Source organism: Nocardioides psychrotolerans (assembly GCF_900113685.1).
Classification (GTDB): Bacteria; Actinomycetota; Actinomycetes; order Propionibacteriales; family Nocardioidaceae; genus Nocardioides; species Nocardioides psychrotolerans.
In genome coordinates this window covers 20,001-33,974 of record NZ_FOQG01000028.1, presented here as the reverse complement: position 1 = coordinate 33,974, position 13,974 = coordinate 20,001, and the positions used below count along the sequence as shown (strand labels likewise).

The 13,974-nt window shown below is 72.7% G+C and carries 12 protein-coding genes; 3 read left to right on the top strand and 9 right to left on the bottom strand.

Translation table 11 applies throughout. The features are described from left to right. Positions 1-249 precede the first annotated feature (249 nt). Both BM204_RS21030 and BM204_RS21025 read left to right on the top strand, forming a co-directional pair. Positions 250-1,059, top strand: a complete 810-nt coding sequence (locus BM204_RS21030; protein WP_091117438.1) for a DUF222 domain-containing protein — start codon at positions 250-252, stop codon at positions 1,057-1,059. Beyond that, a complete protein-coding gene (locus BM204_RS21025) occupies positions 1,056-1,484 on the top strand; it encodes an HNH endonuclease signature motif containing protein (protein WP_256215834.1) in 429 nt (142 codons plus the stop codon). Before BM204_RS21030 ends, BM204_RS21025 begins: the two co-directional genes overlap by 4 nt. A gap of 63 nt (positions 1,485-1,547) precedes the next feature. Here the strand turns inward: BM204_RS21025 and BM204_RS21020 are convergent, their stop codons facing one another. The 6 genes from BM204_RS21020 to BM204_RS20995 all read right to left on the bottom strand — a co-directional run bounded on the left by BM204_RS21020 (position 1,548) and on the right by BM204_RS20995 (position 8,323). Then, entirely contained in the window at positions 1,548-2,474 is a 927-nt protein-coding gene (locus BM204_RS21020) for a universal stress protein (protein ID WP_091117435.1), read from the bottom strand. Between the two features lie 100 nt (positions 2,475-2,574). Continuing rightward, a complete protein-coding gene (locus BM204_RS21015) occupies positions 2,575-4,956 on the bottom strand; it encodes a phosphoketolase family protein (RefSeq protein WP_170259300.1) in 2,382 nt (793 codons plus the stop codon). Continuing rightward, positions 4,943-5,881 (bottom strand): universal stress protein, encoded by a 939-nt coding sequence (locus BM204_RS21010; protein WP_091117433.1) that lies wholly within the window; start codon positions 5,879-5,881, stop codon positions 4,943-4,945. The genes BM204_RS21015 and BM204_RS21010 overlap by 14 nt, the downstream gene beginning before the upstream one ends. 96 nt (positions 5,882-5,977) lie before the next feature. Next, a complete protein-coding gene (locus BM204_RS21005) occupies positions 5,978-6,883 on the bottom strand; it encodes a carbamate kinase (RefSeq protein WP_091117431.1) in 906 nt (301 codons plus the stop codon). 35 nt (positions 6,884-6,918) lie between these two features. After that, positions 6,919-7,365, bottom strand: a complete 447-nt coding sequence (locus BM204_RS21000; protein WP_091117429.1) for a pyridoxamine 5'-phosphate oxidase family protein — start codon at positions 7,363-7,365, stop codon at positions 6,919-6,921. 70 nt (positions 7,366-7,435) lie between these two features. Then, positions 7,436-8,323 (bottom strand): MerR family transcriptional regulator, encoded by an 888-nt coding sequence (locus BM204_RS20995; RefSeq protein ID WP_091117427.1) that lies wholly within the window; start codon positions 8,321-8,323, stop codon positions 7,436-7,438. 165 nt (positions 8,324-8,488) lie between these two features. Between BM204_RS20995 and BM204_RS20990 the strand changes: the two genes are divergently transcribed. Next, entirely contained in the window at positions 8,489-8,800 is a 312-nt protein-coding gene (locus tag BM204_RS20990; RefSeq protein WP_143099863.1) for a hypothetical protein, read from the top strand. On the opposite strand, the gene BM204_RS20985 is transcribed toward BM204_RS20990, so the two are convergent. From BM204_RS20985 to BM204_RS20975, 3 genes are read right to left on the bottom strand one after another with little or no spacing between them, the layout of a single operon-like run. After that, the gene (locus BM204_RS20985; protein WP_091117424.1) at positions 8,766-11,348 is read right to left on the bottom strand and encodes an AMP-binding protein; all 2,583 of its coding nucleotides are present in this window, start codon (positions 11,346-11,348) and stop codon (positions 8,766-8,768) included. The two genes, BM204_RS20990 and BM204_RS20985, sit on opposite strands and share 35 nt — an antisense overlap. After that, positions 11,345-12,388, bottom strand: coding sequence for an ABC transporter ATP-binding protein (locus tag BM204_RS20980; protein ID WP_091117422.1), 1,044 nt, complete (start codon positions 12,386-12,388; stop codon positions 11,345-11,347). The genes BM204_RS20985 and BM204_RS20980 overlap by 4 nt, the downstream gene beginning before the upstream one ends. Next, positions 12,385-13,842 carry an ABC transporter permease gene (locus tag BM204_RS20975; protein ID WP_091117441.1) on the bottom strand — a complete coding sequence of 486 codons (1,458 nt, stop codon included), beginning with the start codon at positions 13,840-13,842 and terminating at the stop codon, positions 12,385-12,387. Before BM204_RS20975 ends, BM204_RS20980 begins: the two co-directional genes overlap by 4 nt. Between the last annotated feature and the right edge of the window lie 132 nt (positions 13,843-13,974).

Here is a 13,974-nt window from a genome sequence, read left to right as displayed (position 1 = left end):
AATCGTTGTCTGGTAACTCCGATTCTCCCGCCCAGCAAGGGCATTCTCGTTCTACGCCACGCTCACAACACCACATCCGTCGGTGGATCAGGGTTCAGAGGTCGAGTGTCACCGATGTCCTGAGACATCACACCCACCCCGCCCCGCCAAACGGGTCCCGAAAACTTTTCTTGGGGGTTATCCCCCATGTGGACATTTCGGCCTGGCTCTGAGGGTCCCAGTGTCGGTAGGCCCTGATCCAATGGATTCATGACCACCACCGGGCAGCATGTCGATCGGGAGCACCCGATCCTTGCTGCCTATGCGCAGCTCGAGGCGGTGCTCGCGGGTGTGGCGCAGTCCCCGGCGTGGTCGATGGGCGACCTCGAGGCGCGTGAGGCGCTGTTGGCTGACGCGCGGGTGCGGTCGCAGCTCGAGGGGCTCGGGATCCGGGTCCTCGCACATGCGCACCGCACGGGTGCGGCTGACTCGGTGGGCGCCACATCGGTCGCGTCGTGGTTGGCGCACCACACCCGGGTCACCGCCGTGGAGGCACACCGGAGGGTGAAGCACGCGGTCGCAGTGGAGGAACGCCACGGCCCGGTCGAGGCCGCGCTGGTGGCCGGTGACCTGCGGGCCGGGCAGGCCCACGAGATCGTGTGGGCCGTCGATGCGCTCCCCGACGAGGTGGACCCGGCGGTGCGGGCCCAGGCCCGGGAGCACCTGCTCGCCGAGGCTGCTCACCATGACGCGAAAGCGTTGCGGGTCCTCGGCAAGCGGGTCCTGGACGTGGTGGCCCCCGAGGCCGGTGAGGCCCAGCTCGCCCAGCAGCTCGACGCGGAGGAGAAGGCGGCCGAGGCGGCGCAGCGGTTCACGATGTCCGATGACGGTCACGGCAGGACCTACGGGCGGTTCACGCTGCCGACGTGGAAGGCCGACTTCCTGCGCAAGGCGTTGCAGGCCCACGCGTCCCCCCCCGCCGCACGGGTGGTGGTGCGACTCCGGAGGGGATGGGTCAGGCGTTCGGTGACTACGTCACCCGCTACCCGGCCGAGAAGCTCCCCCACGCTGGTGGGGTGAGCGCGAGCGTGGTGGTGACGATGGACTACGAGACGTTGCTGGGTGGGCTGAAGGCAGCCCACCTCGACACGGGCACGATGATCAGTCCTGGTCTGGCGCGGTTGTTGGCGTGTCAGGCGGGGGTGATCCCGGTCGTGCTGGGCGGTGGCTCGCAGGTCCTCGACGTGGGGCGGAAGCGTCGTTTTCACTCCGAGGTCCAGCGGGTCGCGCTCGGGGTCCGTGACGGTGGGTGCACGACCATCGGGTGTGACCGGGCCGCGTCGTGGTGCGAAGCCCACCACGAGGTCGCGTGGTCCCGTGGTGGTGGCACCTCGGTCGAGGGTGGCCGGTTGCTGTGCTCGCGACATCACCACCTCGCACACCACCCGTCCTACGACACCACGCACCACCCGGGCCGGAAGATCTCCTTCAACAGGCGGGAGTGAGGAGCGCGCGCTCCGCGGGCGGTGGGATCCTCCCCAGTGCCGCTCGTGGCCGGCGGCGCCGGATCAGGCGGACTCGGCGTTCCGGACGATGGCGACGGGACAGGTGGCGTGCTGGAGCACGCCGTGGCTGACGGAGCCCAGCAGCAGGCGCCGGAAGCCACCGAGTCCGCGGTTGCCGACGACCAGGAGCTCTGCTCCGGTGCCGGCCCGCACGAGCGAGGCGACCGTCGGTGCCATGGGGACGGTCACGTGGACGGTGACGTCGGGGTACTTGTCTGCCCATCCGACCAGCGTCTCCGACGCGGCCAGGCGCTCGGCGTTCTGGAAGTCGAGCTTGAGGCTGCGGGAGAGGCCGGCCGTGGAGGTCCACCACGCCTTCACGACGTGGAGGTCGCAGCCGCGGACGGCCGCCTCATCAAAGGCGTAGCCGACGGCTTCCTCGGACCCGGCGGACCCGTCGACGCCCACGACCACGCCACCGGTCCGGAGGACCTCAGGGTCGGGCTGGAAGGTGGTCCCGGGGGCTGTGGCGCCAGCACCAGAGGTGCGGACGACCACCACCGGGCACGAGGCGTGGGCAGCGACCTGGTGGGCCACCGAGCCGAGCAGCGCTCCGACGATGACGCCGTGTCCGCGGTGGCCGAGGACGATCGACTCCGCGTGCGCCGAGTGCTCCACGAGGACGCCCGCGGGGTTGCCGAGGACGCTCTCCCGCGTGAACTCCAGCCCGGGCCAGCGTTCGGACACCCGCGCGGCGGCGGCGTCGAGGGCAGCCTCCGCCCGTGCGACGGCATCGGTCTCGGCAAGCTCGAGGATCTCGGTGACGTACATCGCGGCGTCGCCGCCGGGCAGCTCGCGCTCCCCCACGCCGCACAGGTGGAGCCGACGCCGGCGTCGGACCGCCTCCGCGGCAGCCCAGTCCAGGGCCGCGTCCGAGGCGGGCGAGCCGTCGACACCGACGACGATGCAGTGCTTCACGTGAGAGGTCATGCTCCGATCGTGCCTGGAGCAGCGAGCCGGGTGCAGGGTCCAAGGACCCCAGCAGCCCGGGCCTTTGCCCTGGGACGTGGGCCGTGGCCGTGGCCGTGGGTCAGCGGGAGCCCACGCGCCAGTCGCTGATCTCCGGCATGTCCTCCAGGTGCTCACGCACGTAGGCGTGGTGCAGGTCCAGCTGGTCCTGGCACCACCCGAGGAGCTCCTGGGCGCCTCGCGGGGTGGTACGGGCATTGTTCAGCGCGTCCATGACGAGGTGGTAGCGCGAGATCTTGTTGAGCACCGTCATGTCGAACGGTGTCGTCGTCGTGCCCTCCTCGATGAAGCCGCGCACGTGGAACCGGTCCGCGTCCGGGCGACCGTGCACCAGCTGGTGGATGGCTCCGGGGAAGCCGTGGAAGGCGAAGACGACGTCCGCGGTGTCGGTGAACAGCTCGGAGAAGAAGAGGTCGCTCATCCCGTGCGGGTGGCTGCGCGGGCGCACCAGGCCCATCAGGTCGACGACATTGACGACCCGCGTGCGCAGCTGGGGCACCCGCTCACGCAGGATCTGCGCAGCAGCGACCGTCTCGAGCGTGGGGGTGTCCCCCGCGCAGGCGAGCACGATGTCGGGCTGCGCCGTGCCGTCGTCGTTGCCGGCCCAGTCCCAGACCCCGGCACCAGCAGCGCAGTGGGCGATGGCTTCATCCATCGAGAGGTACTGCAGCTGCGGCTGCTTGTCGATCACGATCAGGTTGACATAGGAGCGCGAGCGCAGGCAGTGGTCGGCCACCGACAGCAGGCAGTTGGCGTCGGGCGGGAAGTAGGCACGCGTGACGTCGCCGCGGTGCGTGAGCATGACCTGGATCAGGCCGGGGCCCTGGTGGGAGAAGCCGTTGTGGTCGTTGCGCCAGGCCGTCGACGTCAGCAGGATGTTGAGGCTCGGCACCGGGGCCCGCCAGGGCAGGGACCGCGCCTCCTCGAGCCACTTGCTGTGCTGCACCGTCTGAGAGGCGCTCACCATCGCGAACGCCTCGTAGGTGGCGAAGAGTCCGTGCCGGCCGGTCAGCGTGTAACCCTCCAACCACCCGTGGCAGTTGTGCTCCGAGAGGACCTCCATGACGCGCCCGTGCCGCGACAGGTGGTCGTCGACGGGCTCGACCCGCTCCATGAAGGCGCGGTCGGAGACGCTGAACACGTCGCCGAGGCGGTTGCTGTTGGTCTCGTCGGGACAGAACAGCCGGAAGGTGTCCGGGTTGTCGCTGTAGACGTCGCGCAACAGGTGACCCAGGCGCCGCGTCGACTCCGCCCGCTCGACACCGGGGCTCGCGACGTCGACGGCGTAGTCGCGGAAGTCGCGCAGGACCAGGTCCCGCGTCAGCACCCCACCGTTCGCGTGCGGCGACGCGCTCATCCGCTGCGCACCGTGCGGGCCGAAGGCGGTCGTCGTGGGCCGGCCCAGGTCGTCGAAGAGCTCGTCGGGGCGGTAGGACCGCAGCCAGGACTCCAGCCGGGCCAGGTGCTCGGGATTCTCCCGTACGCCGGACAGCGGGACCTGGTGGGAACGAAAGGTGCCGCCGACCTGCACGCCGTCGACGACGTCCGGACCGGTCCAGCCCTTGGGGGTGCGCAGCACGATCATCGGCCAGCGCGGGCGTGCGCCGGTCCACGCGCCGCTGCGCGCGTCGTCCTGGATCTCGCGGATGCGTTGCCACGCCCCACCGAGTGCAGCGGCGAAGCGGTGGTGCATCCCGGGCAGGTCGGAGCCCTCCACCTCGATGACCTCATAGCCGTGGCCCTCGAAGAGCGAGCGCACCTCGGCCCGATCCTTGCGGCCCAGCACCGTCGGACCGCTGATCTTGGCGTCGTTGAGGTGCAGAACCGGCAGGACGGCACCGTCGCGCTCGGGGTTGAGGAAGGAGATGCCCTTCCAGGAGCCCTCGAGCGGGCCCGTCTCGGCCTCACCGTCCCCCACGACCGCGAGGGCCAGGAGGTCGGGGTTGTCCATGACCGCACCGAAGGCGTGCACCAGCACGTAGCCGAGCTCACCCCCCTCGTGGATCGAGCCGGGCGTCGTCACGGACACGTGGCTGGGGATGCCGCCCGGGCTGGAGAACTGTCGGCAGAGGCGCCGCAGTCCCTCCGCGTCCTGGGTCACCCGCGGGTAGGTCTCGGTGTAGGAGCCCTCGAGCCAGGACGCCGCGACGAGCGCGGGGCCGCCGTGGCCGGGACCGGCGAGGTAGATGGCGCGGTCACCGGTCTCGCGGATCAGCCGCGAGGCGTGCGCGTAGACGAAGGCGAGGCCGGGACTGGTCCCCCAGTGCCCGAGCAGGCGCGGCTTGATGTGCTCCGGACGCAGGGGCTCACGGAGGAGCACGTTGTCGCGCAGGTAGATCTGGCCGACGGTGAGGTAGAGGCTGGCCCGCCACCAGGCGTCGAGCGCAACGACCTCCTCGTCGGTGATCGCGGTGAGGTCGCGTCGTACGTCAAGCACGGGCACCGGTCCGCAGCTGCGGGGCGTGGTGCTGGGCGGGACCGTGCCACAGGTGCGGCGCCTCACCCGGGACCGGGAGCAGGACGGGGCAGGAGGCGCGCGCGACCACGGCGCGGGCGACGGGCCCGATGCGCGATCCGCTGGGCACGAGCGGGTCATGACGTCCGACCACCAGCAGGTCCGTGCCGTGCGAGGCGTCCACGAGGAGGTCGGCGGGCCGGGCGTGCAGGACTTCGATGGTCACCGGCACGGTGGCCAGGCTGTCGTCGTCGGCCACGATCGTGGCGACGACCCGCTCGAGGTCGCTGCGGACCGAGCGCGGGTCGATGCCGTGGGTCGCTCCGGCGTGATCGTTGTCGCGGGCCATCCACCAGCCGCACATGATGCGCAGCCCGGCGCCGCGGCGCTTGGAGGCCGCCAGTGCCTCGCGCAGGGTCGCCCCGCTGGTCGCGGCGTGGTCGACACCGACGGTGACCGTCGTGGCGCCCTCGACGCCATGCCAGTCGTGGGGAACGCAGACGACGGGCACACGGGAGCGGGCGGCCACCTTGAGGCACACCGCCTGGGCCTGCCCGGCCGACACGAGGGGCTGACGACGGCGCAGCACCAGCAGCGCAGCCTCCTGGCCGACCTCGAGCAGGCCCGAGATCACCTCGCCGTGGAAGAGCTCGCTGGTCACCACCACCCGCTCACCGGCCAGGGAACGCGCGTAGGCCACGGCGTCCCACAGTGTCTCCTCGCCCTTGCGGGCGCGCCGCTCCGCCACCCCCAGCACCGCTGGCTCGCGCCACGGCACCAGGTCGATCACGTGCACGAGGTGCACCGTCGTACGACGACGCGCGGCCTCCGCGACGCCGTAGCGCACGGCGGACTCGGAGCCGTCGCCGGCAACGGCGACCAGGACGGGGCGGGACTCTGAGGTGTCGACCATGGCTCGACTCTGGCCCCCGGCGCGGCCGTGTCGTAGAGCCGAAGGTCCCTGGCGGCAGTGACCTCGGCCCACCCCAGCCAGCGATCCAGCCAGGGCTCAGTCGGCGTGGACCTGGGTGCCGGCGGTGCCGGCCACGACCTCGGCGGCCTCGGACAACGACCCGATGGCGGCCCGACCGCCGGTCCGCGTGGCGAAGGCGCAGGCCGCCTCGACCTTGGGCCCCATGGAGCCGTCGGGCAGGTCGAGTCCGTCGAGCTCCGCGATCGACACCCGGTGCAGCGCCCGCGCCTGCGGCGTGCCGAAGCCCTCCTGCACAGCGCTCACGTCGGTCAGCATCACGAGCAGGTCGGCACCGAGCGTTTCGGCCACGAGCGCGGCGACGTAGTCCTTGTCGACCACCGCCTCCACCCCCAGCAGCCCGCGGGGCGTGCGTACGACGGGCACACCGCCGCCGCCGCCGAGCACGACGGTGGTGCCCTGCTCGAGCAGCGAGCGGGCGATCTCGATCTCCACGACCCCACAGGGCCGTGGCGAGGCGACGACCCGACGCCAGCCGGCGCCGTCCCGCTTCACCGACCACCTGCCGGCCTCGGCGAGCTCGCGGGCACGGGACTCGTCGTAGATGCTGCCGACGAACTTGGTCGGGTCGTCGAACGCCGGGTCGTCGGCCTCGACGAGGGTCTGGGTCACGAGGGTGACCACCGGGGTCGCGAGGCCGGCGTTGGCAAGGCCCTGCTGCAGCCAGTAGCCGATGACGCCCTGGGTCTCAGCGACCAGGTCGCTGAAGGGGTAGGGCCGCGAGAGGTTGGCGTCCGCGGCGCTCTCGAGCGCCAGCATCCCGACCTGGGGGCCGTTGCCGTGGACCAGCACGAGCTCGTGGTCGCGGGCGATGCGGGCGAGCGCGGGCGCCGCCTCGGCGACGTGCTCCTGCTGGATCGCGGCGTCCGGCTTCTCCCCGCGGCGGAGCAACGCGTTGCCGCCGAGCGCGACGACCAGGCGCATGCCTCAGGGCCCCGTCGTCGGAGCGTGGAGGACTGTCACGTCGCGAGCGTGCGGCGGTAGGCCGCCTGCGCCTGCGGGTCCCAGCCCCGACCGAGCGTCCGTCCGGTCACCTCGCTCCACGGGATCCGGATGACGAGCGGCCTGTTGCCGCCGGCCCAGGGGCGGGGTGGCCAGACCGCCTCGATGTGGTCGAGCTCGGCGGGATCGCTCACGACCTCGGCGCGGCCACGGACCACGACGCTCCAGCCGTGGTGCTGCTCGAGGTCGAGATGGTCGACCTCGAAGGCAACGAGGTTGCCGCGCGCGAGTCGACCCAGCGCGCTGTAGGACGTGGTCCGCAGCAGGATCTGGTCGTCCACGACCGAGTAGTTGACCGGGACGACGTGCGGTCCGTCCTCGGTGCACAGCGCGACACGGCCGACGACGCCGATCCGCAGCAGCGCCTCGGCCTCCGGGCGCGACATCTCGATGGAATCCAGCACGACAACCTCCTCAGGGTGGACCTCCAGGGTCGTCCCGACCCCGGCTCCCCGGTAGGGCCGTTGGTCCTGCTCAGGTGGACAGCAGCCGCTCGCGGATGACCGCAGCGGCCCCGGAGAGCGAGGCGCCGAGGTAGGTCCCCGGGACGCCCTCACGTGAGTCGGGGAAGAGGAACGCGTTGCCGGCGTAGAAGACCTGCGGCCCGGTCCCGGCGACCGCGACCAGCGCGTCCACTGCGGGGCGACGCTGGGTCGAGAGGTGGGAGACCACCACGACGGCAGGGGCCTCGGTCGCCGCGACCGCGGCGACCAGCGTGCGCCGAGGTGTCCGGGCGCCGAGGAGTCGCGTGGCCAGGCCATCGTGGGACAGCAGCGCAGCGAGCGCCTCGAGGCCCAGCGTGTGCAGGTCGCGGGGGCCGCAGGCGAGCAGCACCGGGGCTTCGTGGACCGGTGGCGGGGCGATCGAGACCAGCCAGGAGAGCCAGGCGCGCGCAGCCTCGGTCGTGAGGTGCTCCTGGGCGATGTCGCAGTGGCCGCTCTCCCACCAGCTGCCGATCTGGCGCATGCTCGGCATCAGCACCTCGTCCAGCGCGGGGCCGAGCCCGAGGTCGCTCCGTGCGTCCTCGAGGACCTCGCGCACGGCGCGGGGCTCGAGCTCGCGCGAGGCGGTGAGCAGCCGCTGGATCCGTGCCTGGGCAGGGCCCTCGGTGTCGAGCAGCGCCCAGACCGAGCGTGCCGCGTCCGAGGCCTTCCTCCCGCGGGCCACCTCGTCGCGCATCAACCGCAGCTCGTGCAGTGCGGAGGCCGAGTAGCGACGGTGTCCGCCGTCGCTGCGCCTGGTCACGGGGATCCCGTAGCGGCGCTCCCAGGACCGCAGGGTGGGCGCGGGGACGCCGAGCAGGTCACTCACCTGCTGGATCGCCAGGCCCTCCGGCACCGGGTCGCCCTCGTACGTGCTCACACTGCCCCCCCGCCCCTGGACGACCGATGGAGGCCCCCTCTATTGGCTCATCAGATCCGGTCTTGTGCAATTCCCACCGCAACTTGCATAAGTTTGGGCCTGTCGTCGGTGAGCGCTTCCCCCCACGCTGAACCTGTGCCCCTACGAATCAACCGAGAAGGTCTGATGTCTCAGCCCCCACTGCGCGCCGTGCCACCCCTCGACCCGTGCGCGGGCTTCATCTCCGTCCTCGTGCTGCGCTGCGCCGACGGCGAGTCCGAGGCGCTCGGCACCCTCGTCGACCTGTTCTACGCCCTCGTGCTTGCCACCGTGGCGCCCCAGCGCCGCGGCGACGCGAGAGCCGACCAGGTCGTCGCGGTCTTCCACGAGGTCTGGCGCCGCGCCCCTGGCTTCGAGTCGGGTGAGGACCCCGTGGCCTGGATCCTGGACGTCGCCAGCGACATCAGGCCCGGGGCTTCCGTGCCCGCAGCGTCCTGAAAAATCCTCGCCCGAGGCTCCCCGGTCGCGCTCCGAGCCGGGTGTAGACCGCGTGCGCCACGATCCCGACGACGAGTGACGCCAGCACTGCGAGGTAGGGGTGCCCGGCGGCCTCCAGCAGCGGGTAGACCTGCCAGTGCGTCAGGTAGATCCACAGGCTGGCGGACGAGACGACCCCGACGGCGAGGCCCACGGCGCGTGGCAGCGGCACGGGTCGGTCCAGCAGCAGGACGAGGATGCCGGCCACCACGATCGCCTCACGCTGGCCGTCGGCGAAGAAGCCTGCCGTGGCGACGACGGCGAGCACGCCGACAAGCGCGTGCTGGAGACGGCCGCGGGCAGCAGCAGCCGCCCAGCCGAGCGCCACGCACCACAGCACGACCGCAGCCGAGTAGCGCTCGGTGGGCCCGGCCTCGACCCCGACCGTCACGTAGCGCACCGCCAGCGTCACCGCGAGCACCACCAGGGCGGAGCCGAACGGCGCGCGCCGCTGCCACAGGTCGAGCGCCGGCACCGCGAGCAGCACGGCGAGCGCGAGGTAGCCCAGCACCACGGCCTCGATGAACCAGAACTGCCAGTTGTCGTCCCAGGTGTCGCGCCCCAGGAAGCCGTTGAGCAGGAAGACCGTGGAGGTGTCGTAGGCACTCGTCACGGCCGCGACGGCACCGATCCAGCAGAAGGCCGGCAGCGCGACGTGCCACGCACCGCGCAGGACCCCGCGGATCCGGTCGCCCCGGTCGGTGAGCCCGAGCTGGAAGCGCGCCAGGTTGTAGCCGGCGACGGCCAGCAGGACGTGAGCTCCCCCGGCCACCAGCACCAGGTCGGCGTGGGTGATGAGCACCAGCAGGATCGCGACCGCCCGGAGCACGGCGGAGGCGTCGACGCGCACCACGAAGCGTCTCGGCCGCCTGGCCGAGGCAGCAAGCTGCGTCGGCGTCAGGTGCGCCCAGCCCGTCGGCAGCTCCCCCAGCAGCGAGCTGAGCCGCATCGACACCTCGACGTAGGACAGCGAGTCGCCGCCGAGCGCGGCGAAGCTGTCGGCACTCGAGGCCTCCGGCCTCCCGAGCAGTACGGCGTAGAGGTCGCGCACCGCTTCGGGCGAGGCGGTGGCCGGTGTCGCTCCCCCGGGCTGCGCCGGGGCGGGCTCCTCGGAGCGCAGCCGTGCGAGGTGGCCGGTGAGGCTCGCGCGATCAGGCTTGCCGGTCGACGTGAGCGGCAGCGACCCCAGCCGCTCGACCCGCAGCGCTCCCGGCGGCAGGGTGGTGATCTCGGCCAGCGCCTCCCGCACCCGGGTCTGCACCCGCGGTCGGTCGACGAACGCGCAGATGACCGCGTCGTCCGCGACCAGCCGGGCGACCAGACCCTGATCTTCGAGCAGCCGCTCGACCCGGTCGAGGTCGAGCCGCAGGCCGAGGACCTTGGCGAAGCGGCTGCGCCGCCCCACGACCTCGAACAGGCCGTCGGCCGCGAGCCGGCCGAGGTCACCGGTGCGCAGCCGCGTCAGGGTCGCGCCCCGTGCCAGGTCGGCGGGGTCGTGGGCATAGCCGAGCATCACGTTGGGACCCTCGTAGACGAGCTCGCCGATCCCCTCCCCGAGCCCCTCGACCGGCTCCACGCACAGACGTCCACCCGGCACCGCCACCCCGATCGCCTCGGGTCGCTCGGCGACCAGGTCGCTGGGCAGGTAGGCCATGCGGGCCGTCGCCTCGGTCTGGCCGTACATCACGAACAGGTCGAACCCGCGACGTCGGCCGAGCTCGGCGAACCCGCGGATCCGCTCGGGGTCCATCCGGCCGCCGGCCTGCGTGAGGTAGCGCAGGGTGGGCGTTTCGCGACGCTCGAAGCCGCTGGCCTCCAGCAGCTCGAAGGTGTGCGGGACCCCGCTCAGGCTCGTGACGTCGTGCGCCCGCACCAGGTCCCAGAAGCACTCGTCGGCGACCGACAGGTCGGTGAGGACGACCCCGGCGCCGACCAGCAGGTGGCTGTTGAGGACCGACAGCCCGTAGCAGTAGTGCAGCGGCAACGAGGTGACCGCGCGGTCGCTCGCGCGCACCGAGAGGTAGGCCGCGACGCTCCGGGCGTTGGCCTCCAGGTTGGTCAGTGAGAGCCGCACGAGCTTGGGCGAGCCGGTCGACCCGGAGGTGCTCAGCAGGAGCGCCAGGTCGGGGTGCAGGTCGTGGGCGGTGCCCTGCCGCAGCTCCCGCAGGCCGGCTCCGTCCTGGACGACGTCGGGCCGGTAGGTCGTCACGAGGTGGGCCGAGCGCTCCAGCTCACCCGGCCCGAGCAGCAGCAACGGGTGCCGCCCGGCCAGCGCCGCGAGGTAGGTCACGACGCTGTCGACGTCGTGGGCGGCCTCCAGCAGCACGAGGCGTCGTACGGCGCCCAGCTCGCAGCCGCGCGCCTCGACGCGGCGCCGGAGCTCCCCGTAGGTGACGTCGCCGCCCATGGCGACGAGCGCGGTCGCGTGGTCGGGGCCGGTCAGGAACGGCAGCGCGTCGACGCGAGCGAGCTCGGTGGGCAGGAGCTGCCCCGTCAGGTCGGCGGTCACGTCGCCTGCCCCGCAGGGAAGGCGATCACCGCACCCGAGACAGTCAGCGAGACCCGGCTTCCGACCACGGGGACGCCGTCGGCGGTGACCCGCGCGGTGACGACGGCACCGTGGTCGCCCACCGAGGTGCGCACGGTGGCGTCGTGGCCGAAGTAGCTCACCTCGACGACCCGTCCCACTGCCGGGCCCGTCGCGTCGCCGATCGGGCGCACCTGGACCTGCTCGGGGCGGATGGCCAGCAGCACCGGACCGGTCGCCGGGGTGCGCAGCCGGACCACCCCCAGGCTCGACGTCGCGGTGTCGCCGGTGGCGTCAGCCTGGATCAGGACGGCATTGCCGACGAAGGCGGCGACGCCCGGGGTGGCCGGCGAGAGGTAGAGCTCGTCGGGCGAGGCGACCTGGAGGAAGCGCCCCGCAGCCATCACCGCGACCTGGTCGGCGAGCGAGAGGGCCTCGCCCTGGTCATGGGTGACCAGCAGGGCGGTGGCGTTGCGCGCGCGCAGGGCGCGGGCGACGGCGCGACCGGTGTCCTCCCGCAGCGAGGCGTCGAGCGAGGAGAACGGCTCGTCGAGCAGCACGACCGCGGGATCGGAGGCGAGGGCGCGGGCCAGAGCGACGCGTTGCTGCTGGCCGCCGGACAGCTCGTGCGGGAAGCGCCTCGCGGCAGAGGACGGGAGCTCGACGAGCTCGAGCATCTCCCCCACCTTGCTGTTCTTGCGCTCGCGACGAGGCAGCCCGAAGGCGATGTTGGCACGCACGTCGAGGTGCGGGAAGAGCGCACCCTCCTGCGGCACGTAGCCGATGTGGCGCTCGTGCGCCGGCACGGTGCGACCCTCGCCGACCAGCGCCCGGGTGCCGAGTCGGACCGAGCCCGCGTCGGGGTCGAGGAACCCGGCGATGATGCGCAGCAGCGTCGTCTTGCCGCAGCCCGACGAGCCGAGCACCGAGGTGATGCCGACCGGCACGGTGAGGTCGACTCCGTTGAGCACGCGGGTGGCGCCGTAGGACTTGGTCAGCCCGGTGACCTTCAGCTCGCTCACTGGACCTCCCGGGTGGCGGCGCGGGCGAGCAGCACCGTCGCGGGGAGGGACAGCAGGATCATCAGCACGGCGTACGGCGCCGCGGCACCGTAGGCGACCGACGCGGCGCGCTGCCAGAAGTCGGTCGCGAGCGTGGAGACAGCGGTCGGGGCGAGCAGGAGCGTGGCGGTGAGCTCGGTGCTGATCGCCAGCGAGACCAGGGCCATGCCGGAGGTCAGCCCCGGGAGCAGCAGGGGCAGCGTGACGCGGCGGGCCACCTGGCGCCCGGAGCAGCCGAGCGACCGGGCGACGTCCTCGAGCACGGGCGGGGCCAGCTCGAAGGTGGAGCGCACGCTGACGACCGCACGCGGCAGGAAGAGGATGGCGTAGCCCAGGAGCAGCACCGGGAGCGTCTGGTAGAGCCCCGGCACGACCCGGATCGAGATCGTCACCAGCGCCAGCGCCACGACGATGCCCGGCAAGGCGTTGGCGGGGTAGATCGAGCGTTCGACCAGGGTGCCGAGCGGGCGTCGGTGACGGACGGCCAGCCACGCCACCGGGACCGCAGCGGCGGTCGCGAGCGCGCCGCCGACGACCGCGAGGCCGAGCGTCGAGGTGGCCGAGGCCCACAGGTCGCCGGCCGGGAAGGTGGTGGAGTTGCCGCGGACCATCCAGCGGGTCAGGCTCAGCATCGGGATGCCGAGCGCCAGCACCAGCAGCAGGGCCAGCGCCCCCACCGAGGGCAGCCGCAGCACCCCGAGGCGGTGCCGCGTCGGGGTGCGGGTGACGCCGGCGCCGACGCGGGCGTGACGTCGGCGACCGCGCACCAGCAGCTCGAGGCCGAGCAGCACCAGGCAGAACGCGACGAGGACGAGCGCCAGCAACGTGGCGGCCGGGCCGTTGAAGGTGGAGGCGTACTGCGCCAGGATCGCGGTCGTCAGCGTGGGGTAGTTGAGCAGCTGGAGGGCGCCGTACTCCCCCAGCAGGTGCAGGCCCACCAGCAGCGAACCGCCCAGGACGGCCGGGCTGATCGCCGGGAGCACGACACGGAAGAAGGCCGACACCGGCCGGTGGCCCAACCCGGCGGCGACGTCCTCGACGCTGGAGTCGAGACGGCGCAGCGCGGCCACGGCGGGCAGGTAGACCAGCGGGTAGTAGGACAGGCTGACGACCAGGACGGCGCCGGGGAAGCTCTGCACTGCGTGGGTGGTGGACACCCAGCCGAAGCCGTTGACGAACGCCGGCACGGCGAGCGGCGCGCACAGCAGGCCGTGCCACAGCCCGGGCCGCGGGAGGTCGGTGCGGACGACCAGCCACGCGGCGCCGACGCCGATCGCGGCGCTCAGCAGCACCCCGCCGACCAGGAGCCGGGTCGTGTTCCACAGCAGCTCGCCGATGCGCGGTCGCACCAGGAAGTCGATCGCCTCGCTGGGCGGCACCTGGGCCGAGGAGACGATCACGAATCCCAGGGGCATCAGGCTGAGCCCGGCCACGACGAGGCAGGTCAGGACCAGGGAGACCGGAGCCCGGGTGGAGGCCTGGTCGGCGGGGCGGAGCCTGACCGGGCGGGACGTGGGGCGGGTCTCGCGGACCGGGGGCTCGACCAG